The organism is Streptomyces sp. NPDC043896, from assembly GCF_056435605.1.
Window position 1 is genome coordinate 14663 of the sequence record NZ_JBWKEE010000018.1, and the last position, 23870, is coordinate 38532.

Annotated in this window: 21 protein-coding genes; 13 read left to right on the forward strand and 8 right to left on the reverse strand. The window is 73.9% G+C overall.

Going from position 1 to position 23870, the window contains the following annotated elements:
* Positions 1 to 11 precede the first annotated feature (11 nt).
* Positions 12 to 1163, reverse strand: a complete 1152-nt coding sequence (locus tag AC069X_RS24615) for an RNA polymerase sigma factor (RefSeq protein ID WP_478731464.1) — start codon at positions 1161 to 1163, stop codon at positions 12 to 14.
* Positions 1164 to 1269: 106 nt separating this feature from the next.
* Positions 1270 to 3348, reverse strand: coding sequence for a molybdopterin oxidoreductase family protein (locus AC069X_RS24620; protein ID WP_478731466.1), 2079 nt, complete (start codon positions 3346 to 3348; stop codon positions 1270 to 1272).
* A 164-nt stretch (positions 3349 to 3512) separates the two neighbouring features.
* Here AC069X_RS24620 and AC069X_RS24625 point away from each other — a divergent pair, with 164 nt between their 5' ends.
* Positions 3513 to 4085: a Uma2 family endonuclease gene (locus tag AC069X_RS24625; RefSeq protein ID WP_478731468.1), complete on the forward strand. Its 573-nt coding sequence runs from the start codon at positions 3513 to 3515 to the stop codon at positions 4083 to 4085.
* 6 nt (positions 4086 to 4091) lie between these two features.
* Here AC069X_RS24625 and AC069X_RS24630 read toward each other — a convergent pair whose 3' ends face one another.
* Both AC069X_RS24630 and AC069X_RS24635 read right to left on the reverse strand, forming a co-directional pair.
* Positions 4092 to 4856 carry a glucose 1-dehydrogenase gene (locus AC069X_RS24630; protein ID WP_478731692.1) on the reverse strand — a complete coding sequence of 255 codons (765 nt, stop codon included), beginning with the start codon at positions 4854 to 4856 and terminating at the stop codon, positions 4092 to 4094.
* A 68-nt stretch (positions 4857 to 4924) separates the two neighbouring features.
* Entirely contained in the window at positions 4925 to 5725 is an 801-nt protein-coding gene (locus AC069X_RS24635) for a SanA/YdcF family protein (protein ID WP_478731470.1), read from the reverse strand.
* A gap of 312 nt (positions 5726 to 6037) precedes the next feature.
* Between AC069X_RS24635 and AC069X_RS24640 the strand changes: the two genes are divergently transcribed.
* The 4 genes from AC069X_RS24640 to dnaG all read left to right on the forward strand — a co-directional run bounded on the left by AC069X_RS24640 (position 6038) and on the right by dnaG (position 11423).
* A complete protein-coding gene (locus tag AC069X_RS24640) occupies positions 6038 to 6751 on the forward strand; it encodes a sirohydrochlorin chelatase (RefSeq protein ID WP_478731472.1) in 714 nt (237 codons plus the stop codon).
* Between the two features lie 56 nt (positions 6752 to 6807).
* The gene (locus tag AC069X_RS24645) at positions 6808 to 8121 is read left to right on the forward strand and encodes a deoxyguanosinetriphosphate triphosphohydrolase (protein ID WP_478731474.1); all 1314 of its coding nucleotides are present in this window, start codon (positions 6808 to 6810) and stop codon (positions 8119 to 8121) included.
* 94 nt (positions 8122 to 8215) lie between these two features.
* Entirely contained in the window at positions 8216 to 9490 is a 1275-nt protein-coding gene (locus AC069X_RS24650; protein ID WP_478731475.1) for an NAD(P)/FAD-dependent oxidoreductase, read from the forward strand.
* Positions 9491 to 9524: 34 nt separating this feature from the next.
* Complete coding sequence (dnaG, locus tag AC069X_RS24655; protein ID WP_478731477.1) at positions 9525 to 11423, forward strand: DNA primase; 1899 nt, start codon at positions 9525 to 9527, stop codon at positions 11421 to 11423.
* 25 nt (positions 11424 to 11448) lie between these two features.
* Here the strand turns inward: dnaG and AC069X_RS24660 are convergent, their stop codons facing one another.
* Positions 11449 to 11910: a gamma-glutamylcyclotransferase family protein gene (locus AC069X_RS24660; RefSeq protein ID WP_478731479.1), complete on the reverse strand. Its 462-nt coding sequence runs from the start codon at positions 11908 to 11910 to the stop codon at positions 11449 to 11451.
* 168 nt (positions 11911 to 12078) lie between these two features.
* On the opposite strand from AC069X_RS24660, the gene AC069X_RS24665 reads away from it, so the two are divergent.
* The 4 genes from AC069X_RS24665 to AC069X_RS24680 all read left to right on the forward strand — a co-directional run bounded on the left by AC069X_RS24665 (position 12079) and on the right by AC069X_RS24680 (position 15552).
* The gene (locus tag AC069X_RS24665; RefSeq protein WP_478731481.1) at positions 12079 to 12732 is read left to right on the forward strand and encodes a hypothetical protein; all 654 of its coding nucleotides are present in this window, start codon (positions 12079 to 12081) and stop codon (positions 12730 to 12732) included.
* Positions 12729 to 14036, forward strand: coding sequence for an ATP-binding protein (locus tag AC069X_RS24670; RefSeq protein ID WP_478731483.1), 1308 nt, complete (start codon positions 12729 to 12731; stop codon positions 14034 to 14036). Before AC069X_RS24665 ends, AC069X_RS24670 begins: the two co-directional genes overlap by 4 nt.
* A gap of 168 nt (positions 14037 to 14204) precedes the next feature.
* Complete coding sequence (locus AC069X_RS24675; RefSeq protein ID WP_478731485.1) at positions 14205 to 14747, forward strand: hypothetical protein; 543 nt, start codon at positions 14205 to 14207, stop codon at positions 14745 to 14747.
* A gap of 139 nt (positions 14748 to 14886) precedes the next feature.
* A complete protein-coding gene (locus AC069X_RS24680) occupies positions 14887 to 15552 on the forward strand; it encodes a class F sortase (protein WP_478731487.1) in 666 nt (221 codons plus the stop codon).
* 21 nt (positions 15553 to 15573) lie between these two features.
* Here the strand turns inward: AC069X_RS24680 and AC069X_RS24685 are convergent, their stop codons facing one another.
* Complete coding sequence (locus AC069X_RS24685) at positions 15574 to 16350, reverse strand: sulfite exporter TauE/SafE family protein (RefSeq protein WP_478731489.1); 777 nt, start codon at positions 16348 to 16350, stop codon at positions 15574 to 15576.
* A 348-nt stretch (positions 16351 to 16698) separates the two neighbouring features.
* On the opposite strand from AC069X_RS24685, the gene AC069X_RS24690 reads away from it, so the two are divergent.
* From AC069X_RS24690 to nirD, 3 genes are read left to right on the forward strand one after another with little or no spacing between them, the layout of a single operon-like run.
* The gene (locus tag AC069X_RS24690; protein ID WP_478731491.1) at positions 16699 to 17970 is read left to right on the forward strand and encodes an NAD(P)/FAD-dependent oxidoreductase; all 1272 of its coding nucleotides are present in this window, start codon (positions 16699 to 16701) and stop codon (positions 17968 to 17970) included.
* Entirely contained in the window at positions 17970 to 20501 is a 2532-nt protein-coding gene (gene nirB / locus AC069X_RS24695; RefSeq protein WP_478731493.1) for a nitrite reductase large subunit NirB, read from the forward strand. Before AC069X_RS24690 ends, nirB begins: the two co-directional genes overlap by 1 nt.
* On the forward strand, positions 20498 to 20830 hold the full coding sequence (gene nirD, locus AC069X_RS24700) for a nitrite reductase small subunit NirD (RefSeq protein WP_478731494.1): 333 nt from the start codon (positions 20498 to 20500) through the stop codon (positions 20828 to 20830). Before nirB ends, nirD begins: the two co-directional genes overlap by 4 nt.
* 4 nt (positions 20831 to 20834) lie before the next feature.
* On the opposite strand, the gene AC069X_RS24705 is transcribed toward nirD, so the two are convergent.
* The gene (locus AC069X_RS24705; protein ID WP_478731496.1) at positions 20835 to 21239 is read right to left on the reverse strand and encodes a VOC family protein; all 405 of its coding nucleotides are present in this window, start codon (positions 21237 to 21239) and stop codon (positions 20835 to 20837) included.
* 336 nt (positions 21240 to 21575) lie between these two features.
* On the opposite strand from AC069X_RS24705, the gene AC069X_RS24710 reads away from it, so the two are divergent.
* Positions 21576 to 22736: an alkaline phosphatase PhoX gene (locus tag AC069X_RS24710; RefSeq protein WP_478731498.1), complete on the forward strand. Its 1161-nt coding sequence runs from the start codon at positions 21576 to 21578 to the stop codon at positions 22734 to 22736.
* Between the two features lie 81 nt (positions 22737 to 22817).
* On the opposite strand, the gene AC069X_RS24715 is transcribed toward AC069X_RS24710, so the two are convergent.
* Entirely contained in the window at positions 22818 to 23846 is a 1029-nt protein-coding gene (locus AC069X_RS24715; RefSeq protein ID WP_478731500.1) for an ArsR/SmtB family transcription factor, read from the reverse strand.
* Positions 23847 to 23870: the final 24 nt, after the last annotated feature.

The window sequence follows — 23870 nt, forward strand, 5'->3', positions numbered from 1 at the left end:
CGGAGCGCCCGTCAGTCGAGGTAGCCGCGCAGCTGGTCGGCGAAGGCGTGGTCGCGCAGCTTGTTGAGGGTCTTGGACTCGATCTGGCGGATCCGTTCGCGGGTCACGCCGAAGATGCGGCCGATCTCCTCCAGGGTGCGGGGCCGGCCGTCGGCGAGCCCGTACCGGAGCTGGACGACCTTGCGTTCGCGTTCGCCGAGGGTGGAGAGCACGGCTTCGAGGTGTTCGCGCAGCAGGAAGAACGCGGCGGACTCCATGGGGGAGGCGGCGTCCCCGTCCTCGATGAGGTCGCCGAGGGCGACGTCGTCCTCCTCGCCGACGGGCGCGTGGAGGGAGACGGGTTCCTGGGCGAGGCGCAGGACCTCCAGGACCCGTTCGGGCGTCAGTTCCAGGTGGACGGCGACCTCTTCGGCGGTGGGTTCGTACCCGCGTTCCTGGAGCATGCGGCGCTGGACGCGGACGACGCGGTTGATCAGCTCGACGACGTGGACGGGGACGCGGATGGTGCGGGCCTGGTCGGCGAGGGCCCGTGACATCGCCTGCCGGATCCACCAGGTGGCGTAGGTGGAGAACTTGTAGCCGCGGGCGTAGTCGAACTTCTCGACGGCCCGGATGAGTCCGAGGTTGCCCTCCTGGACCAGGTCGAGCATGGTCAGTCCGCGGCCCACGTAGCGTTTGGCGACGGAGACGACGAGCCGGAGGTTCGACTCGATGAGCCGGCGCTTGGCCATGCGGCCCATGACGACGAGCCTGTCGAGGTCGACGGCGAGCTGGGAGTCGAGGTCGGTGGCGGTGCCGAGTTTCTCCTCGGCGAAGAGTCCCGCTTCCACGCGGCGCGCGAGGTCGACCTCCTCGGCGGCGGTGAGCAGCGGGATCCTGCCTATTTCGCGGAGGTACTGGCGGAACAGGTCGGCGGAGGGGCCGCTTCCGGCGCCGTTGTCGCGGCCGCGGGTGCGCTGCGGGGGGACCGGTTCGATGAGTTCGAGGACCTCGGGCTCTTCGTCCTCGGGGTCTTCCACCGTGTCGGCCTCGGCCTCGGGATCCGGATCGGAGGCGTCGTCGGCGGGGCGGCTCGCGTTCACGGTCAGGGTCTGGGTCTGCACGGGGGCGACCTCCAGGGCTCCGAGGACGGTGGCACCGCACCTCAGTGTGGGGTACGACACATCGCTGCCACGAGGGGCGTGCGAGCACTTTCTGAGCCCGCTGCGTGACGGATGGTTACCCCCTGGCGGGAATCCCGATGCGGATCGGACTCATGTCCGACCGGAGTTACGCGGGTTCCACGCGGACCGCGCAGACCTTGAATTCCGGCATCCGCGAGACGGGGTCCAGGGCCGGGTTGGTGAGGGTGTTGGCGCGGCCTTCTCCGGGCCAGTGGAACGGCATGAACACGGTGTCGGCGCGGACGGCGTCCGTGACGCGGGCCGGGGCGACGGCCCTCCCGCGGCGGGAGGTCACCGCGAGCGGGGTGCCGTCGGTCACGCCGAGGCGGGCCGCGAGGCGCGGGTGGAGCTCCACGAAGGGGCCGGGGGCGGCGGCGTTGAGTTCGGGCACGCGGCGGGTCTGTGCCCCGGACTGGTACTGGGCGACGACCCGGCCGGTGGTGAGCAGCAGGGGGTATTCGGCGTCGGGGACCTCGGCGGCGTCGCGGTGGGAGACGGGTGCGAAGCGGGCCCGGCCGTCGTCGGTGGCGAAGCCGTCGAGGAAGAGGCGGGGCTGTCCCGGGGAGCCTTCGGGGCAGGGCCAGAAGACGCCCTGTTCGGCTTCGATGCGGGCGTAGGTGATGCCGGAGTAGTCGGCGGGGCCCCCTTCCGAGGCGCGGCGCAGCTCCCCGAAGACCTCCTCGGGGTCGGTGGGGAAGCCCTTCTCCACGCCGAGGCGGGCGGCGAGGCCGTGCAGGACCTCCAGGTCGGTGCGGACGCCGGGGGGCGGGGTGAGGGCGCGGCGGCGCAGCAGGACGCGGCCCTCCAGGTTGGTGGTGGTGCCGGTCTCCTCCGCCCACTGGGTGACGGGCAGGACGACGTCGGCGAGTTCGGCGGTCTCGGAGAGGACCACGTCGGCGACGGCGAGGAAGTCCAGCGAGCGGATGCGGTCCTCGACGTGGGCGGCGCGGGGGGCGGAGACCACCGGGTTGGAGCCCATCAGGAGGAGGGCCTTGACGTCGCGGCCGAGGGCGTCGAGGAGTTCGTACGCGCTGCGGCCGGGGCCTGGCAGGCTGTGCGGGTCGACGCCCCAGACGCGGGCGACGTGTTCGCGGGCGGCGGGGTCGGTGAGCTTGCGGTAGCCGGGGAGCTGGTCGGCCTTCTGGCCGTGCTCGCGGCCGCCCTGGCCGTTGCCCTGGCCGGTGAGGCAGCCGTAGCCGGAGTAGGGGCGGCCGGCCCGGCCGGTGGCGAGGCACAGGTTGATCCAGGCGCCGACGGTGTCGGTGCCCTTGGACTGCTGCTCTGGCCCGCGCGCGGTGAGGACCATGGCGGAGGAGGGACCGCAGAACAGCTCGACGGCGCGGCGCAGTTCGGGCACGGGGATCCCGGTGATCCGCTCGACGAGTTCGGGCCAGTGGGCCATCGCGGCGGCCCTGGCGTCCTCCCAGCCGGTGGTGCGTCCGGCGATGAACTCCTCGTCGGTGCGGCCCTCGGCGACGACCAGGTGCAGCAGGCCGAGGGCCAGGGCGAGGTCGGTGCCGGGGCGCGGCGCGAGGTGCAGGTCGGCCTGCTCGGCGGTGCGGGTGCGGCGGGGGTCGACGACGATCAGGGTGCCGCCGTTGGCCTTGAGTTCGGTGAGGTAGCGCAGGGCGGGCGGCATGGTCTCGGCGAGGTTGGAGCCGACGAGGATCACGCAGCCGGTGCGCGGGACGTCCTCCAGGGGGAAGGGCAGTCCGCGGTCAAGGCCGAAGGCCTTCTGGTGCGCGGCGGCGGCCGAGGACATGCAGAAGCGGCCGTTGTAGTCGATCTGGGAGGTGCCGAGGGCGACGCGGGCGAACTTGCCGAGGGCGTACGCCTTCTCGTTGGTCAGGCCGCCGCCGCCGAAGACGCCGACGGCGTCGGCGCCGTGGGCGCGGCGCGTGCGGCCGAGACCCTCGGCGACGGCGTCGAGGGCCTCCTCCCAGGTGGCCGGCACCAGCGGGCCGCCGGCGTGGGTGCGGACGAGCGGCTCGGTGAGGCGCACCCGGGAGGAGAGCACGTCGGGGGCGGTGCGGCCCTTGCCGCACAGCGCGCCCCGGTTGACGGGGAAGTCGGCGCGCTCCTCGACGGTCACCGCGTCGCCTCCGGGGGCGGGGCGCAGGTTCATGCCGCACTGCAGGGCGCAGTAGGGACAGTGGGTGGCGGTGGCTTCCGGGGAGCTGGGCATGCGGTCCAGGGTGCGGCCGGGGTGTTACGCGGGGGCCCACCTCGCGTTACGCGCGGGGTACGCCGCCCTCCCGGGTCCCGCCCCGACGCGGTGAGCGGGAGCGGATGGACCCCCGCCCGCGGCCCGGCGTGGCTAGGCTGGCGGGGTCAGGACTGGAGGAGACCATGACCGCCACGCTGCCCGAGTGGCTCTACCCGCCGCGCGCCAGCGGCTGGGAGGCCGACGACCTCGACCACATCCCGAACCTGCCCCGCCACACCGAGCTCATCGACGGATCGCTGATCTTCATGATGTCGCCCCAGCGGTCCTGGCACGATCGTGTCATCCGCCGCCTGACCGCGGCGCTGGAGGACCAGGCCCCGGAGGAGAACACGGTCGAGGCGCAGATGACCGTGCGCCTGAGCGTGAAGAGCCGGCCCGAGCCCGATGTCATCGCCGCGTCCGTCGCCTACGACCCGGACCGGACCTGCTTCCTGCCCGGGGACGTGGCGCTGGTCGTCGAGGTGGTCTCCGAGGAGTCGCAGGAGCGGGACCGGGAGACGAAGCCCTTCAAGTACGCCAGGGCCGGGATCCGGCACTTCTGGCGCGTCGAGGAGGAGCACGGCCTCCCGGTGGTCCACGCGTACGAGCTCGACGACACGACCCGCACCTACGTCCCCACCGGTATCCACCGGGAGCGGCTCAAGACGAGCGTGCCCTTCGACATCGAGATCGATCTGGCACGCCTCACGCGGTGAGCCGGCCTACTGGCCGGTGAGGTACTTCACCGTCAGGCCGGCCGTCCAGCCGCCGTCCACGGCGAGTTCGGCGCCGGTCATGTAGCCGGCGGCGTCGGAGAGCAGGAAGGCGACGGCGGCCGCGATCTCCTCGGGGACTCCTACGCGGCCCAGCGGGGCGCCGGGGTAGTTGCCCTCGCCGGTCTGGATGCCGATCGGGGCGGTCATCGGGGTCAGCGTCATGCCGGGGTGGACGGAGTTCACGCGGATCTTCGCCTCGGCGAGCTCCAGGGCGCCGATCTTCGACAGCCCGCGCACCCCCCACTTGGAGGCCCCGTACCCCGCGGTGAGGGCGAGCCCGGTGAGGCCTGCGGCGGAGGAGATGTTGACGATGGATCCGCCGCCGGTCGCCCGCAGCAGGGGTATCGCGGCCTTGATGCCGATGAACACGCCGACCAGGTTGACCTCGACGACCTGGCGGAAGTGCTCGACGCTCTCGTGCTCCAGGAACTGGCCGGTGGAGATGCCGGCGTTGTTGACGAGCCCGTCGATCCGGCCGAACTCGGCGACCGCGTGGTCCAGCACCGCCTGCCAGTCGGCCTCGCTCGTCACGTCGTGCCGCAGGAAGCGAGCCGCGTCGCCGAGCTTGGCGGCGGTCTCCGCGCCCTCGGCCTCCAGCACGTCGGTGATCAGCACCCGGCCGCCGCCGTCGACGACGGCCTGGGCCACCGCCGCGCCCAGGCCCCGGGCACCACCGGTGATGACGACGACCTTGCCGCTCAGATCCACCACAGCCACGTTGCACACCCCTGACGCAGACACATCGCTATATGACTAATCGGTATACGCCGATCGCGGCGTCAGTCTGCCAGAGCGGCCAGGACCTTGGACACCCCCTCTTCCTTGGGCCCGAGGAACCTCGGCTCCGGCCGGAAGGCCGCGTCGAGGGCCGCCTTGCCCGCCGCGAGGACCTCGCGGGCGCCGCCGTAGTACCAGGTGGCGTCGTGCTCGTCGTCGACGCCGACGCCGTAGGACTCCACGCCCGCCGCCTGGCACAGGGCCACGGCGCGGTGGATGTGGAAGTGCTGGCTGACCAGTACCGCGCGACGCACCCCGAATATCTCCCGGACCCGCACGCACGAGTCCCAGGTGTCGAAACCGGCGTAGTCGCTGACGATTCTTTCGTCCGGTATGCCGTGTCCCCTGAGGTACGCCCGCATCGCGCCCGGCTCGTCGTACTCGGTGCGGCTGTTGTCACCGGTGACCAGGACCACCTTCACCTTGCCCGCGCGGTACAGCTCCACGGCCGCGTCGAGCCGGTACGCCAGGTACGGCGTCGGCCTGCCGTTCCACAGGCCCGCCCCGAAGACCACCGCCACCCCGGCGTCGGGCGCCGCCGCCGTGGTCCGCAGCCGGTCGGCGGCCACGGCGTGCGTCCACGTCGAGGGCAGGAGGGCCAGCACGCAGAGCGCCATCACCGCCTGCACCGCCCGCCGGCGCGCCCGCACCGTGCGCAGCCGCCCCCTCCACCGGCCGCCGGCCTCGAACCGCCCCCGCCGGCCCGACCGCCCGAATGCCGGCGCCCCCGCCCGATCCCGCTCCCGCCGATCCCGATCCCGATTCCGATCCCGCTCCCGCTCCCGCTCCCGCTGCTCCCCCATGACCGTCCCCCTCGTCCCGCACGCCTTTCGCACGGATTGACGAACCGGCCCGGCCCCCCAGTTCCCCCCGCACCCCCTTTCACTCGTACGAATGACCGAGTGAGCAGCAGGAAAACACCCGTCACCCCCGCGCAACGCCCACGCAATCTGCGCCCCGCAGGATCGGTCCATGACGGAGCCGGTGCACCCTCCCGCCACCCAGTCCTTCCCCTTCGGCAGCGCCGCCGAGCTGCTGACCCGGATCACCGACCAGCTCGGCACCCAGCTCAGCGGTCTGCGCCCGCCACGCGCCCGTCACCACGGAGTCCCCACATGCACCCCACCCTCGTCGCCGTGGCCCACGGCAGCCGCGACCCGCGCGCCGCGCACACCGTCCTCGCCCTGCTCGACCGCGTCCGCGAGCTCCGCCCCACCCTCGACGTCCGCCTCGGCCACATCGAGCTGAACCGGCCGCTGCTCGCCGACACGCTCCGGGACACCACCGGGCAGGCCGTGCTCGTACCGCTGCTGCTCGGGCGCGGGACCCACGTCAAGCGGGACCTCCCCGCCGCCGCGGCCCGGGCCCCGCACCTGCGGATCCGCATCGCCGACCCGCTGGGCCCGCACCCGCTGCTCGTCGAGGCCCTGTTCGAGCGGCTCCTGGAGGCCGGCTGGACACCGGGCACGGCCGTCGTACTGGCCTCCGCCGGATCCCTCGACCCGGACTCCGCCGCCGACGCCCGCCGCGGCGCCGGCCTGCTCTCCGAGCGGCTCGGCGGGGTTCCCGTGGTCCCGGCGTACGCCTCCGCGGCCGCACCGAGCGTGCCGGACGCCGTCCGGGCGCTGGCCGCCCGGGGGCACCGCCGGGCGGCGGTGGCCTCGTACTTCGCCGCCCCGGGCCGGTTCGCCTCCGCGAGCGCCGCCGCCGCGGACGGCCCGGCGGCGGCCCCCCTCGGCGCGCACCCGGCACTGGCCCGGCTGGTGCTGCGCCGCTACGACGAGGCCCTGGCCCGCAGCGCGCGGAAGCCGGAACTGGCCTCCGTGTAAAGGCCGTGTTGGATCGGATTGCTGGGATTGTCGGTGACTCCGGTTAACGTCTGAACATGGAAGGCACCGCGCACGCCCCCGCCTACGAGTCCTACGATCCCGCCGCCACCGAGCGGTGGGCCGCCGAGCCCGACAAACGGCCCGGCCGCACCGCCTTCCAGCGCGACCGCGCCCGGGTCCTGCACTCGGCCGCGCTGCGCCGCCTCGCCGGGAAGACCCAGGTCGTCACCCCGGGCACGAGGTCCTTCGACTGGGACGCGAGCCCCCGCACCCGGCTGACCCACTCCCTGGAGTGCGCGCAGGTGGGCCGGGAGCTCGGCGCGGCCCTCGGCTGCGACCCGGACCTGGTCGAAGCGGCCTGCCTCTCCCACGACATGGGGCACCCGCCCTTCGGGCACAACGGCGAGGAGGCGCTCAACGAGTTCGCCAAGGACTGCGGCGGCTTCGAGGGCAACGCCCAGTCGCTGCGCCTGCTGACCCGGCTTGAGCCCAAACGGTTCGTCACCGGCCCCGACGGGGAGCAGGTCAGCGTGGGCCTCAACCTGACCCGCGCCTGCCTGGACGCGGCCACCAAGTACCCCTGGGCGCGCGGGGGCCACCCCACCGATCCCGCCTCGGTGAAGTTCGGGGCGTACGAGGACGACCTGCCGGTCTTCGCGTGGCTGCGGCGCGGGGCGCCCGCCGACCGCAAGTGCTTCGAGGCCCAGGTCATGGACTGGGCGGACGACGTCGCGTATTCGGTGCACGACTTCGAGGACGGGCTGCACGCCGGGCACCTCGACCCCAACCTCCTGTTCGCCGAGCCCGAGCGGGCCGTCATCTGGCAGGTGGCGATCGGCCGTTACGTCCCGGCCGACACCGATCCGGAGGAGCTGCGCGAGGCGCTGGACCGGCTGATGGAGGAGGAGTGGTGGCCGCACGGCTACGACGGTTCGGCGGTGGCGCAGGCCCGGCTGAAGGACGCCACCAGCCAGCTGATCGGCCGCTTCTGCCTGGCCGCCGAGGGCGCCACCCGTGAGGCGTACGGCTCCGGCCGGCTCACCCGGTACGCGGCGGAGCTGGTCGTGCCGCGCGAGGCGCGCAACGAGTGCGCGGTCCTCAAGGCGGTCGCCGACCTGTACGTGATGCAGCGCGACGAGCAGGAGCGGCTGCGGGCCGACCAGCGCATCGTCCTGGCCGAACTCGCGGAGGCGCTCAGCGCCCGTGCTCCGGAGGGCCTGGACCCCCAGTTCCGGGCGATCTTCGACGCGGCGCCGGACGACAGGGCGCGCAAACGCGCGGTCATCGACCAGATCGCCTGCCTCACCGACGCGGCGGCCCGTTCGCTGCACGCCCGCCTCACCCGGCGCGGGCGGCGCGCCGAAGGGTGAGCCGATCGGGCCACTCCCCCTTCACGCGGCAGGCTGGGTGCGGGACGCTCGCAAGGTGGCCGCAAGTGGCCGACAGGTTATGAGGAGGCATCAGGTGGTCGACGCAAACCAGACGTTCATCATCGTCGGCGCGGGGCTGGCCGGGGCCAAGGCCGCCGAAACGCTGAGGGCGGAGGGGTTCACCGGCCGGGTGATCCTGATCGGCGACGAGCGCGACCATCCGTACGAGCGGCCCCCGCTGTCCAAGGGCTACCTGGTGGGCAAGGAGGAGCGCGACAGCGTCTTCGTCCACAAGCCGTCCTGGTACGCGAGCGCCGACGTCGAGCTGCACCTGGGCCAGCCCGCGGTGCACCTGGACCGGGCGGCGAAGACCGTGCGCCTGGGCGACGGCACCCTGATGCACTACGACAAGCTGCTGCTGGCCACCGGCGCCGAGCCGCGCCGCCTGGACATCCCGGGCACGGGCCTGGCCGGGGTGCACCACCTGCGCCGGCTCGCCCACGCCGACCTGCTGCGCAAGGCGCTGACCTCCCTGGGCCGGGACAACGGCCACCTGCTGATCGCGGGCGCGGGCTGGATCGGCCTGGAGGTGGCGGCGGCGGCCCGCGGCTACGGGGCCGAGGTCACCGTGGTAGAGCCGCTGGCGACGCCGCTGCACGCGGTGCTCGGGCCGGAGGTCGGCCGGCTCTTCACCGACCTGCACGCCGAGCACGGGGTGCGCTTCCACTTCGGGGCGCGGCTGACGGAGATCGTCGGCCAGGACGGCATGGTGATGGCCGCCCGCACCGACGACGGGGAGGAGCACCCCGCGCACGCGGTGCTCGCCGCGATCGGGGCGGCTCCGCGCACCGCGCTCGCCGAGACCTCCGGGCTGGCCCTCGTGGACCGGGAGCACGGCGGCGGCATCGCCGTGGACGCCTCGCTGCGGACCTCCGACCCGGACGTGTTCGCCGTCGGGGACGTGGCCGCCGCGCACCACCCGGCGCTGGGCACCCGGCTGCGCGTGGAGCACTGGGCCAACGCCCTCAACGGCGGCCCGGCCGCCGCGCGGGCGATGCTGGGGCAGGAGGTCTCGTACGAGCGGGTGCCGTACTTCTTCTCGGACCAGTACGACGTGGGCCTGGAGTACTCGGGGTACGCGCCGGCGGGCGGCTACGACCAGGTGCTGGTGCGCGGGGACGTGGGCAAGCGGGAGTTCGTCGCGTTCTGGCTGTCGGACGGCCGGGTGCTGGCCGGGATGAACGTGAACGTGTGGGACGTCGTCGAGCCCATCCAGGCCCTGATCAGGTCGAAGGCGCCGGTGGACCGCGAAAAGCTGGCGGACCCGAGCGTTCCGCTCTCGACGCTGGTGCCGGAGGAGGGTGCCTGACGGGTTCGCCGGCGCCCGGCCGTAGAATTCACGGGTGGCTGGACGGATCAACGACGACGACGTGAAGGCGGTACGGGACGCGGTCCCGATCGACGCCGTGGTCTCGGAGTACCTCCAGCTGCGCAACGCCGGCGGCGGCAACCTCAAGGGCCTGTGCCCCTTCCACGACGAGAAGTCCCCGTCCTTCCAGGTGAGCCCCAGCAAGGGCTTCTACCACTGCTTCGGCTGCCAGGCGGGCGGGGACACCCTCGACTTCATCATGAAGATCGACCACCTGTCCTTCTCGGAGGCGGTCGAGCGCCTGGCCGGCCAGGCCGGCATCACCCTGCGGTACGAGGAGGGCGGCTACACCGCCGGCACCAGCGGCCGCGGCGAGCGGATCCGCCTGGTCGAGGCGCACAAGGCCGCCGCCGTCTTCTACGCGGAGCAGCTCGGCGGCGCCGAGGCTGAGATCGCCCGCCGCTTCCTGGCGGAGCGCGGCTTCGACCAGGCGGCGGCCCAGCACTTCGGCGTGGGCTACAGCCCGGCCGGCTGGGACCACCTGACCCGGTTCCTGCGCGGCAAGGGCTTCACCGACAAGGAGCTGGTCCTCTCCGGGCTGTCCCAGGACAGCCGCAGCGGCAAGCCCATCGACCGCTTCCGGGGCCGGCTCATGTGGCCGATCCGCGACATCAGCGGCGAGGTCGTCGGCTTCGGCGCGCGCAAGCTGCGCGAGGACGACAACGGGCCGAAGTACCTGAACACCCCCGAGACGGCGATCTACAAGAAGTCCCAGGTGCTGTACGGCATCGACCTGGCGAAGAAGGAGATCGCGAAGACCTCGCGGGCGGTGGTCGTCGAGGGCTACACCGACGTCATGGCCTGCCACCTGGCCGGGGTCACCACGGCGATCGCGACCTGTGGCACGGCCTTCGGCGGGGAGCACATCAAGATCCTGCGCCGGCTGCTGATGGACAACGCGACCGCCGAGGTGATCTTCACCTTCGACGGTGACGCGGCGGGGCAGAAGGCGGCGCTGCGGGCCTTCGAGGACGACCAGAAGTTCGCGGCGGAGACCTCGATCGCCATCACCCCCGGCGGGATGGACCCCTGCGACCTGCGCCTGGCCCAGGGCGACGGTGCCGTGGCGGGGCTGGTGGAGTCGCGCACGCCGCTGTTCGAGTTCGCGCTGCGGCACATCGTGGCCCGGCACAACCTGGAGAACCCGGCGGGCCGGGCGGCCGCGCTGGACGAGGCCGCGCCGGTGGTCGCCGGGATCAAGAACATCGCGATCCAGCACGAGTCGGCGGTCCAGCTGGCGGGCATGCTGGGCATCCGGGACGAGCAGTTCGTGGTGAAGCGGGTCGCGCAGCTCGCCCGCTGGGCGCGCGAGCGCGGCCAGCAGTCCCCGCCGCAGCAGCAGCGCGGCCGGGCGTACGAGGACACCCCCGCGCCCGCCCCCGCGCCGGGCGGTCCCGCCCTGAACCTGCGCAGCCCGGCGCACCGCACCGAGCGCGAGCTGCTCAAGCTGGCGCTCCAGCGGCCGGCGCTGGTCTCCCCCGCGTTCGACGCGTACGGGGTGGACGAGTTCACCGCCCCGCCGTACGCGGCTGTCCGTCAGGCCATCCAGGACGCGGGCGGCGCGGCGCAGGGCACCGACGACTACCTGGTGCGGGTGCGCGAGGCCGCCCCGAACGACACCGTCCGGGCACTGGTGACGGAGCTGGCGGTGGAGGCCATCCACGCGAAGACGGTGGACGAGGTCTACGCGGGCGTCCAGCTGGTGCAGGTGCGGCTGCGCGCGGTGGACCGCCGGGTCCACGAGATCCAGGGCTCCCTGTCCCGGCTGGGCCCGCACGCCCCGCCGGAGCAGCACGCAGCGGTCCAGCAGGAGCTGTGGGTGCTCCAGCAGTACGGCCAGCGCCTGCGCAACCGCGGCGCCGAGGGCCTGTAGCCCGGCCTGATCCGAAAGACACGGCCTAGCCGCGCAGCCAGTCCCCCGAGGGGATCTCCGTCCCCGAGCGGGCCAGCCGCCCGGCCAGGGGGGCCGTGGCCAGGTAGACCCAGGCCCGGACCCGGCTGCCGTCGGGGCGGACGGCCTCGCGGGCGACCCGGTCGTAGACGTTCCCCGGGTGCCCCGGGCCGGCGTACTCCTCCAGCAGGTCCAGCGCGACCAGCAGTTCCGCGTACGCCCCCGGCGCGGCGGTGATCAGCTCTCCGGCTATGCCGGAGCCCGGGCGGTCGACGGCGTACGGGTAGCCGGGCCCGTCGTACAGCGCCGCGTCCGGCAGCCGGGCCGGTTCCTCGGCGGCCGTGCGGCCCCGCAGGAAGAGGTCGTGGTTGACCTGCCCGGGGCGCAGGGTGCCGTACACGAAGAACGGCAGGACACCGGATGCGGATCCGGAGACGGATCCGGTTCCCGGCCGATCGGCCGATGCCACAGGGCCCTCCCTTGACTACGACTGGACGTGCGGGAGTCCGGGCCCTTAGGCCCTTCCTCGCCGCGCACCCCCACCGTACGCACCGCTGTTACACAATCTCCCGGCTCCCGTGACGGGAACCCCATAACGTCTGGTTCCTCCCGTTTCCCGACCCCACCCGGCTCCCCCATGACGCGATCACTCCTCCGCTCCGCTGCCGCCGCCGTGCTGCTCTGCGCCGCCGTGCCCGCCGCCGCGGCCGGCTGCGCCACGCCCGGCGGGCTCGCCGCGGGCGAGCCCGCGGCCCCGGTCTCCCCGCAGCCCCAGCCGGAGCCGCTGTGGCCCGCCTGGGCCGAGGACTCCCCGCGCGCGCCCGGGGTGGCCACCGGCACCCGCCAGGCGCCGCCCTCGCCACTGCCGGACGCGCCGGAGGTGGGCGCCGGGGGCCTGGCGGCGGTGGACGCGATGGCCGTCGTGAAGGCGGACAAACGGATGAAGGTGCTGATCGGCAGGGGGCAGATCAGCACACCGGGCAAGGCCGGCGTCCGCCCGCCGGTCCACGTCGACCTGACCGGAGACGGGCAGAAGGAGCTGGTCGTCGCCGCCGACACGGAGAGCGGCCGCACCGCGCTCAGCGTGTACGCGGCCCGGGACAAGCGGATCGTCCCCATCCTGTTCACCATCGGACGGCGGATGGCCGCCGAGTCCGTCGGCCGGGACCTGCTGGTCCGCACCGCCGCCGACGACGGCTCCGAACAGGCCGTCCGCTACCGCTGGGACGGCACCCGGATGACGGTGGTCAGCGACGAACGGCGCTACACCAAGCCCCAGGACGCCCCGTGAGGGCCCGGCGGACCTCACCCGCGACCCGCTGCCGGCGCCGGCTGCGCGCCCTCGGGCTGCGCTGGAAGATCGCCGCCCTGCTGGCCGTGGGCTGTGCGCTGGTCGCCGTCACGATCGGCGTGCTGATCCACGAGGCCCGGGTGCGCCAGGTGTCCGACGCGGCCCGCAAGAGCGCGGTGGACCAGCTGGTCCGCGTACGGCAGATCTACGAGATCACCGGCCGGCTCGACTCCGACAAGGTCGGGGAGGCCGATGCCCGGATCGACTGCCCCGCCATCCCCGAGGAACTGCGCGGGGCGGCCCTGGGCGGCCGTCGCACCACCTACCTCGACCTGACCGGACCGGACCCGGCCGTGTGGGCCGCCCGGCCGGTGGGCGGCGGGCACGTGCTGACGGTGCGGCAGTCGCTGGCCCCCGAGCAGGCCGAGCTGGAGGAACTGGACGCGCAGCTGGCCGCTTCCGGAACGGGCGTGGTGGCGCTCGCGGCGGTCGGCGGGGCGCTGCTGGCCAGCCGGCTCAGCAAGGACCTGCGGACGGCGGCGGAGACGGCCCGGCGGATCAGCGCGGGCGACCTGGACGCCCGGATCGGGCAGTCGGGGCCGCCCGGCACCCGTGACGAGGTGGCCGAGCTGTCCTCGGCGGTGGACACGATGGCGGCCAGCCTCCAGCAGCGTCTGGAGGCTGAGCAGCGGTTCACGGCGGACGTGGCGCACGAGCTGCGGACCCCGCTGACGGGCCTGCACACGGCGGCCGAGCTGCTGCCGGCCGGGCGGCCGACGGAGCTGGTCCGGGACCGGGTCGCGGCGCTGAGGACGCTGACGGAGGACCTGCTGGAGGTGGCCCGGCTGGACGCGGACCGGGAGGAGGCACGGCTGGAGGTGCACGTCCTGGGACCGCTGGTGGCCTCGATCACGGAGCGGTCGGGGGTGGCGGCGGCGGTGGCCGGAGCGGACGGGACCGCCGCGGGGCCGGGCGGGACACGGGTGCGCACCGATGCCCGGCGTCTGGAGCGGATCCTGACGAACCTGCTGGTCAATGCCCGCAAGCACGGGAGCGGCCCGATCACGGTGACGGTGTCGGGGGCCTCGGTGACCGTCCGGGACCAGGACGGTCCGGGCTATCCGGAGCAGTTGCTGCGGGAGGGGCCGCGGCGGTTCGTGACGGGTACTCCGGAGCGGGGCCAGGGCACGGGGCTCGGGCTGACGATCGCCTTCGGGCAGGCGCGGGTGATGGGCGCCGGGGTGACCCTGTCGAACCCGGCCCCGGCGGGTGCGGCGGCCACGGTGACCCTCCCGAGGGCCTGACGTCACCCGGACGGCGTGGGCGGACACGGATGCCCGTTCATGGCTGTGACCTGGGCGGATGGGTGTCGTACGGGTGGGGGCGGGCGCGATCTGACGGAGGCTCGGCAGGCGCGGTGCGGGCACGCCGGTTTACCTCAAGACAGCGACCCCGTGTCCCCTGGAGTACCCATGCGCCGCAGCACCGCCCACGTGCTCACCGCCACCGCGCTGACCGCCGTCGCCTTCGCCGGTCCGGTCGCCGGGGCGGTGGCCGCCGCGGAGCTCGGCATGGCCGCCTTCGCGCCCGGGGACTTCGCCGTGCTGGAGGTCTGGCCGAAGACGGCGGCTCCGGGCGCCACGGTCACCGTGAACACCAAGGCCTGCGGCCGGGGCGGCCGGGCCGAGGGCGATGCCACCACGGTCGACGGCGGCCGCTTCCGGCTGGTGCCGGGCAACCGCGAGGACGTGGTCACGGGGCAGTTCCGGGTCGGCCACGGCCTGCGGCCGGGCACCTACGGCATCGGCGCGACCTGCGCGAACGGCAAGTTCGCCACCGGCGACCTGGTCGTCACCGAACGCGGCCCGCAGGGCCACGTACGGACCGGGGTGGGTGGTGGCACGACCACCGCCACCGACCCCGCCAAGATCACGGCGGGAGCGGCAGTGCTGGCCGCGGCCGCCGTCGGCGGTACCTGGCTCCTGCGTCGCCGGGCGAGCGGCACGCGGAGCTGACGGGCGCCCACCGCGGCTGCGGCCGCGGTCCGACCGGTACCGCCTCCACCGTCGCCCGCCCCGCGAGGTCCCCCCCGTTCGCGGGGACGGGCGACGGCCACTCCACTCCCAGCAACGGCGAGACGAGGGGGTACGGCACATGCGTGGCGGGTTCCCTGGCTGGCGGGGCGGCGTGCCGGACGGCGGGGGCGCGCCGCCGCGGGCGCGGGCCGGACTGGTCGCGATCGCCGCCTGCGTCGGGGTCTGGCTCATCGGCAGCGGATCCGCCGTGACCGTACGCCCCCCGCTGCCCTCCCCCGCCGAGGCGCTGAGCGCGCAGCCCCTCTACCCCGGCAGCATCGACCCGCTCCCCGGGTCCCCGCCCGTGCGGATCCGGATCCCGTCGCTCCGGGTGGACGCCCCGCTGACCGGGCTGGGCCTGGACCGCGACGGCAGCCTCGAAGTGCCCCCGCCGGCCCGCCGCGACCTGGCCGGCTGGTACCGGGACGGGACCACCCCGGGGGCCACGGGCACCGCCGTGATCGCGGGCCACGTCGACCACGCGAGCGGCCCGGCCGTCTTCTACCACCTGGGCGCGCTGCGCCGGGGGGCCGCCGTCGAGGTCGCGCGCGCGGACGGGCGTACGGCCGTGTTCACCGTCCACGCGGTGGAGGTCCACGACGCCGGGGCCTTCCCCGACCGGCGCGTGTACGGGGCCTCGCCGCGCGCCGAGCTGCGGGTGATCACCTGCGGCGGCGCGTTCTCGCCGCGCACCGGCTACCAGGGCAACGTGGTCGTCTTCGCCCACCTCACGGGGACGTACTGACGGGACGTTCCCCCACGTTCTCTACCCCCACTGTTCGAGGCCGAGCTTGACCACCAGCGCGCCCACCACGGTGAGCAGCACGCCGCGGACGAAGCCGCTTCCCTTCTTCAGCGCCATCCGGGCCCCGACCATGCCGCCGGCCAGGTTGAAGACCGCCATCAGCGCGGCCAGCTGCCAGAACACCATGCCCTGGTACGCGAACATCGCGAGCGCCCCGCCGTTGGTGCAGCAGTTGACGATCTTGGCGGTGGCAGAGGCGGTGACCAGGTCGAGGTGGAGCAGGGCGGTCAGGGCCAGCACCAGGAAGGTTCCGGTGCCGGGCCCGACGAGGCCGTCGTAGAAGCCGATGCCCACTCCCGCGAGGGCGATCGCGAGCAGGACGCGGCCGCGGGAGACGGGCGAGGCGGCGGGGACGGCCCCGAAGCCCGGTTTGAAGATGACCACGGCGGCGACGACCACCAGCACGGCCATGATCAGCGGCCGCATGGTGTCCTTGCCGATCCCGCCGGCGAGCGCGGCCCCGCCCATCGATCCGGCGACCGCGGCCAGGCCGATGCGGACGGCGAGCTTCACGTCCACCGGGGTCTTGCGCGCGTACGTGACGGCCGCCCCGGCGGTGCCGACGATGGCCACCGCCTTGTTGGTCCCGAGGACGGCGGCGGGGTGGGCGTGCGGAAGGCCGAGCAGCAGGGCCGGCAGGAGCAGCAGTCCCCCGCCGCCGACCACCGCGTCGATCCACCCTGCCGCCGCGGCGGCCACGCACAGCACGATGATCATCGTTGTTGACAAGTCAGGCACGGACACGACCCTAGGGACCGGTTCGATGCAGGATCCATCAATCCCCGGAAACTTGCGCAAAGGTTGAGCTTCGCCGGGGCGGCACCCGGTCCGGGGCCGCCGGAGCGGCCGGGGCGCCAGCGCGGTCAGCGGGGCTGGGGCCGGCACCCCGGCCGGCCCCGGCCCCGCCGCATCTCGCATGACGTCCACGCGAGGGGGCTCCGAGCTGCCCGGACGGCCCTCGCGGTGATCCCCAGGGCGGCCTTGAGGAGGGCCTCACGGACCCTTGATCCGGGCGCTGAGGCCGGTGTTCCGTCCGGGTAACAGGAGCGATGCCACGGGGAAACAGCGGGCCCGCAGGCTCGTGCCATGACCTCGGAACAGCGTGTGGTGGTGATCGGCGGCGGCCTGGCGGGCCTGCGGCTCGCTGCGCGGCTGGGCCCCGGTGCGGCGGTGACCGTCCTCGGGGAGGAGACCCACGCCCCCTACAACCGGGTCCTGCTGGCCGAGGTGCTGGCCGGCCGGTACGCGCCCGCGGTCACCTCGCTCCCGGCCCCCGGCCCGGCGCTGCGCCGGGGTGTCCGGGCCGTGCGGATCGACCGCGCGGACCGTGCCGTCCACTGTGACGACGGCTCCGTGGAGCGGTACGACACCCTGGTGCTCGCCACCGGCTCGAACCCGGTACTGCCTCCGCTGCGCGGGCTGTTCGCTCCCGACGGGCGGGAACTCCCGGAAGGGGTGCACGCGTTCCGCACGATGGACGACTGCCTGGCCCTCGGGGAGGCCGTACGCCCGGGCGTGCGGGCGGTGGTGATCGGCGGCGGGCTGCTGGGCGTCTCGGCGGCGCGTGCGCTGGCCGCGCGGGGTGCGCAGGTGGTGCTCGCCCAGCAGGCGGAGCGCCTGATGGAGCGCCAGCTGGACGCCGACGCCTCCGCGCTGCTGCGGGATCACCTGACGGCGCTCGGCGTGGAGATCCACACCGAGTGCCGGGTCAGGGGCCTCACCACGGCCGGAGCGCCGCCGCGCGGAACGTCCTCCCCGCCCCGCGCGGCGGCCGGGCCGCGCAGGGTGACGGGGGTCGAGCTCGCCGACGGGTACCGGCTCGACGCCGACGTCGTCGTCCTCGCCTGCGGGGTCCGTCCCCGCGTCGGGCTCGCCCAGGCGGCCGGGCTCCGGGTCCGCAAGGGCGTCGTGGTCGACGGCCGGCTGCGCACGAGCGACCCGGACGTCCACGCCGTCGGCGACTGCGCCGAGCACGACGGCCGGGTGTACGGCCTGGCGGGGCCCGCCCTGGAGCAGGCCGACGCCCTCGCGGCGGTGCTGCGCGGGGAGGACGCCGAGTACACCGGCACCCGCGCCCTCACCCGCCTCACCCTCCCCACCGCCGGCGGCCCCGGCCCCTTCGACCTCGCCGCCTTCGGCGACCCGACCCCGCTGCCCGGCGACGACGTGCTCCGCCTCGCCGACGCCACCCGCCGCACCTACCGCAAGGTCGTCCTGCGCGGCGACCGGCTCGTCGGCGGGGTGCTCCTCGGGGAGCTCTCCACGGTGGGGGCCCTCGCCCGCACCTGGGAGGACGACGAGTTCCTGACCGCCCCGCACGACCCGTTCCACCTGCTCACCGACGACGGAGGCCACTGATGACCGTGCCCGAGCCCCTGCCCGCGATCGTGCTCATCGGACACGGCATGGTCGGCCAGCGCTACCTGGAGGCCCTCGCCGAGCGCGGTGCCACCGGGACGCACCGGATCACCGTGCTCTGCGAGGAGCCCCGGGCCGCCTACGACCGCGTCCACCTCACCTCGTACTTCTCCGGGTCCACTCCCGAGGACCTTTCGCTGACCCCCGCCGGCTTCATGGCGGAGCACGGGATCGAGCTGCACCTCGACGACCCGGCCGAGCACGTCGACACGGCCGCCCGTACCGTCACCTCCCGCTCCGGGCGGGTGATCCCGTACGACGTGCTCGTGCTGGCGACCGGCAGCTACCCCTTCGTGCCGCCCGTCCCCGGCAAGGACGCCCCGGGCTGCTTCGTGTACCGGACCATCGAGGACCTCCTCGCGATCGAGGAGTACGCCAAGACGCGCTCCAGCGGAGCGGTCGTCGGCGGCGGCCTCCTCGGTCTGGAGGCGGCGGGCGCGCTCCAGGGGCTCGGGCTCGCCACCCGCATCGTGGAGTTCGCGCCGCGCCTGATGCCCGTCCAGGTGGACGAGGGCGGCGGCGCGGCCCTGCTGCGCACCATCGAGGGCATGGGCCTGACCGTGCACACCGGGGTCGGCACGCAGGAGGTGCTGACCGGCGAGGACGGCTCGGTGCGCGGGATGAGCCTCTCGGACGGCTCCACCGTGGAGACCGAGCTCGTGGTCTTCTCAGCCGGCGTGCGGCCCCGCGACCAGCTGGCCCGCGCCGCCGGCCTGGCCGTCGGCGAGCGGGGCGGCATCACCGTGGACGCCCGCTGCCGCACCTCCGACCCGCGCGTGTACGCCATCGGCGAGTGCGCGCAGGCCGTCGACGGCCGGGTCTACGGGCTGGTCGCGCCCGGCTACGAGATGGCCGAGACGGCCGCCGAGGACCTGCTGGGCCGGGAGAAGGAGTTCACCGGGGCCGACCTCTCGACCAAGCTGAAGCTGCTCGGGGTGGACGTGGCCTCCTTCGGCGACGCGCACGGCACCGCCGAGGGCAGCCTGGACGTGGTCTGGTCCGACTCCCGCTCCGGCGTCTACAAGAAGCTGGTCGTCTCCGCCGACGGGGTCCTCCTCGGCGGCGTGCTGGTCGGCGACGCCGACGCGTACGGGACGCTGCGCCCGCTGACCGGCAGCGTCCTGCCGGTCGCCCCCGAGCAGCTGGTACTGCCCGCCGGGGTGGGGGCGCCCGTCGCGCTCGGCCCGTCGGCGCTGCCGGACACGGCGGTGATCTGCTCCTGCCACAACGTCACCAAGGGCGCCATCACCGCCTGCTCGACCCTGCCCGAGGTGAAGAAGTGCACCAAGGCGGGCACCGGCTGCGGCAGCTGCCTGAAGGTGATCGGGCAGCTGCTGCCGGACGTCGCCGACAAGGGGCTGTGCGGCTGCTTCCCGTACACCCGGGCCGAGCTGTACGAGATCGTCCGCACCCGGCGCCTGGTCTCGTACCAGGCGCTCCTGGACGGCCACGGGCGGGAGGAGGCGCGCGGCGGCGACGGCTGCGAGGTCTGCAAGCCCGCCGTCGGCTCGATCATCGCCTCCCTCGCCCCGACCCTGGGCGCCAGCGGCTACGTACTGGACGGGGAGCAGGCGGCCCTCCAGGACACCAACGACCACTTCCTCGCCAACCTCCAGCGCAACGGTTCGTACTCGGTCGTGCCGCGCATCCCGGGCGGGGAGATCACCCCGGACAAGCTGATCGTGATCGGTGAGGTGGCCCGCGACTTCGGCCTCTACACGAAGATCACGGGCGGTCAGCGGATCGACCTGTTCGGCGCGAGCGTGGACCAGCTCCCGAAGATCTGGGCGCGCCTGGTCGACGCCGGTTTCGAGTCCGGTCACGCGTACGGGAAGGCCCTGCGGACGGTGAAGTCCTGCGTGGGGCAGACCTGGTGCCGCTACGGGGTGCAGGACAGCGTGCGGATGGCCATCGACCTGGAGCTGCGCTACCGGGGCCTGCGCGCCCCGCACAAGCTGAAGTCGGCGGTGTCCGGCTGCGCGCGCGAGTGCGCGGAGGCGCAGAGCAAGGACTTCGGGGTCATCGCGACGGCGAGCGGCTGGAACCTGTACGTCGGCGGCAACGGCGGGGCGACCCCGCGCCACGCGGACCTGCTGGCGCAGGACCTGTCCGACGCCGAGCTGGTGCGGCTCATCGACCGGTTCCTGATGTTCTACATCCGCACCGCCGACCGGCTGGAGCGGACCTCCACCTGGCTGGACCGGCTGGAAGGCGGCCTGGACCACCTGCGGGACGTGGTGGTGCACGACTCGCTGGGGCTGTGCGCGGAGCTGGAGGCGCTGATGGCCGACCACGTGGCGCACTACCGCGACGAGTGGGCGCAGACCCTGGCGGACCCGGACCGGATGCGCCGCTTCGTGTCCTTCGTCAACGCGCCGGGCGCCCCCGATCCGACCGTGAAGTTCGTTCCCGAGCGCGACCAGGTCAAGCCCGACCTGGCCGTCCTGACCATTGGAGGGCCGGCCCGATGACCGTCGAACTGCAGGTGTCCGGAGGCTGGGTGGCGGTGTGCGAGCTGTCGGCGCTCACGCCGGGGCGCGGGGTCGCGGCGCTGCTGCCGGACGGGAGCCAGGCCGCGGTGTTCCTGGACCGCGCCGGGCAGCCGTACGCCATCGGCAACCAGGACCCGTTCACCGGGGCGCACGTCCTGTCGCGGGGGCTGGTGGGACGGGCGGGGGGCCGGGCGTTCGTGGCCTCGCCGCTGCTGAAGCAGCGCTTCGACCTGGAGTCGGGGCGCTGCCTGGACGACGAGGAGGTGGCGGTCCGGACGTACCCGGTGCGGACCGCCTCCGCCCCGTAGGCCGTCAGCCCTCGACCGCGGCCGGGTCCATCCAGACGTACTCCCAGACGTGGTGGTCCAGGTCCTCGAAGGCGCGGCCGTACATGAAGCCGTAGTCCATGACGGGGCGGGGTTCGACGGCGCCGGCCGCGAGGGCGGCGCCGACGACCTCGTCGACCTTCTCGCGGCTGTCGGCGCTGAGCGCGACCATGACCTCGGTGGTCTTCGAGGCGTCGGCGACGGGCTTGGTGGCGAACTCCTTGAACTTCTCCTCGGTGAGGAGCATCGCGAAGATGCTCTCGCCGAACACCAGGCAGGCCGCCGTCTCGTCGGTGAACTGCGGGTTGAAGGAGTAGCCGAGCTTCTCCCAGAAGGCCTTCGAGGCGTCCAGGTCCTTCACGGGCAGGTTGACGAAGATCATCTGGGTCATGTCGGTTCCTCTTCTCGGTGCCGTGCGGTGCGGTGCGTGGTACGCGGGGTGCGGTACGCGGTGTGCTGTCGAAGGGGTAGACCCGGGGCGCGGGCAGAACTCATCGCTGTCCCGAGAAGATTTTTCGGTGATTTCGTTCCAGCAGGTCAGGGCCATGGGAACGGCTGCTTCCGGCAGTCTGCCGGGGCCGGGGCCGCCGCCGGGGGATTGACCCCGAGCCGGTCGCTCGCGCGTCATGAGGAGTTGGCGTCGCGTCCATGCGACGCCCCTAGGTTCCTCGACGCGCGAGACCACGCGCCCGACCGGGCGCGGGGCCCTCCTCCCACAGGAGTGACCGTGGAACGTCGTACCTTCCTGCGCGGTGCCGTGATCGGCACCTCGGCCGCCGCCTTCGCCGGCACCCTGAGCCACGGGGCCGCGTACGCCGCCCCCGCCCAGCCCGGTGCCGGGCCCTACGGCGCCCTGGGCGCCGCGGACGCCAACGGGATCATGCTCCCGTCCGGCTTCACCAGCCGGGTCATCGCCCGCTCGTCCCAGACGGTGAGCGGCACCTCGTACACCTGGCACAGCGCCCCGGACGGCGGCGCGTGCTTCGCGGACGGCAGCGGCTGGATCTACGTGTCGAACTCGGAGATCAACCCGAGCGGCGGCGCGAGCGCGGTGAAGTTCAACTCCTCGGGCACGGTCACCGGGGCGTACCGGATCCTCTCGAACACCCGGCAGAACTGCGCGGGCGGCAAGACCCCGTGGAACACCTGGCTGTCGTGCGAGGAGGTCAGCCTCGGCTACGTCTACGAGAGCGACCCGTACGGGGTCAACGCCGCCGTGCGGCGGTCCGCGATGGGACGCTTCAAACACGAGGCGGCGGCGGCCGACCCGGTGCGCCAGGTGGTCTACCTGACCGAGGACGAGTCGAACGGCTGCTTCTACCGCTTCGTGCCCACCACCTGGGGCAACCTTTCCTCCGGCACGCTCCAGGTCCTGAAGGCCGGCAGTGGCACCTCCGGCTCCTTCACCTGGGCCAACGTGCCCGATCCGGACGGCTCCCCGACCGCCACCCGCAGCCAGGTGTCGGGCGCGAAGGTGTTCAACGGCGGCGAGGGCTGCCACTACGCGAACGACACGGTCTGGTTCACGACCAAGGGTGACAACCGGGTCTGGCAGCTCAACCTCGCCAACAGCACGTACGAGCTGGCCTACGACGACTCCCTGGTGCCCGGCGGCGCGGCGCCGCTGACCGGCGTCGACAACGTCACCGGGTCGACGTACGGCGACCTGTACGTCGCCGAGGACGGCGGCAACATGGAGATCTGCGTGATCACCCCGGACGACGTGGTGGCGCCCTTCCTGCGGATCACGGGCCAGTCCTCGTCGGAGATCACCGGCCCCGCGTTCTCCCCGAACGGCAGCCGGCTGTACTTCAGCAGCCAGCGCGGGACGAGCGGTTCCTCGACCGGCGGCATCACGTACGAGGTGACCGGGCCGTTCCGCGTCTGACGCCCGAGGCCGCCGGGGCCCGGCGGGGAGACGGTCCACGCCTCCCCCGCCGGGCCCCGGCACGTCCGCTGAACCGATCCTTCAGGAGACCACCGCGCCGCCCTTGAGCAGGGCCGCGCCCAGCGGCGTCACCGTGTGCAGGACCGCGTTGCCGTGGCGCAGGGTGGTCACCAGGCCCGCCTCGCGCATCACGCAGGCGTGCTGGCTCGCGGAGGCCAGGGAGACCCCGGCCCGGCGGGCCAGCTCGCTGGTGGTGGCCCCGTCGCCGATGGCCCGCAGCACCACCGAGCGGGTGTGCCCCACCAGCTTGCCCAGGGTGCGCTGGCGCTGCTCCTCGGCCGGCCGGGCCGCCTCCCCGCTCGCCGCGGCGGAGGCCAGCTGGGCGGCGGCCGGGTAGACCAGCACCGGCGGCAGCTCCGGGTCGTGCAGGGTCACCGCGGTCCGGCGGCAGAAGAAGGACGGCTGGAGCAGCAGCCCGCGCCCGCGCAGCCGTACGTCCCGGTCGACCGGGTACTCGCACTCCAGCACCGGGGCCCGCCAGCGCAGCATCGGCGGGAGCGAGGCCAGCAGCTCGTCCGCGCCCCCGTCGAGGAGGGCGCGGCCGCGTGCCGCCCGCTCGGCCTCGATCTGGGCCTGGATGTGGCTCCAGTACGGCTCCACGGCCGCCCGGTGGTACGCGCGCAGCTCGCCCAGCAGCCGGGGCAGGTGTTTGGTCCCGCCGTCCATGAGCTCCCGCAGCCGGGTGGGCGGCGGGGTCCCGAAGGCCGCGCCGAAGCCCGTGCCGGCGCCGGAGCCCACGAGGGACAGCTCCCGGCGCAGCCGCTCGGGACGCAGCCCGCGCAGCGCGTCGAGCCCGAGGTCCCACCCGTACTGGCCCTCGGCCGGGGTCAGGAAATCGGGGAAATAGCCGCGAGCCGGTATGAGCGCACCCAGCAGCCTTGTTTCACCATTCAACCGGCTCCGGGTTTCCGTCCGCCATTCACCGAAGAACCGGGCGTCACGCCGGTCTCTTAAGCGATGAAAACTAAGAATCGTTTCCCACAACGCATCGGGACGCCCTGCCATCCGTACGCGTGCCAGGTCCACTCCAGTGAAATGGATACGAAGCACCGAACCCCCAGCTGTGCAACCGCA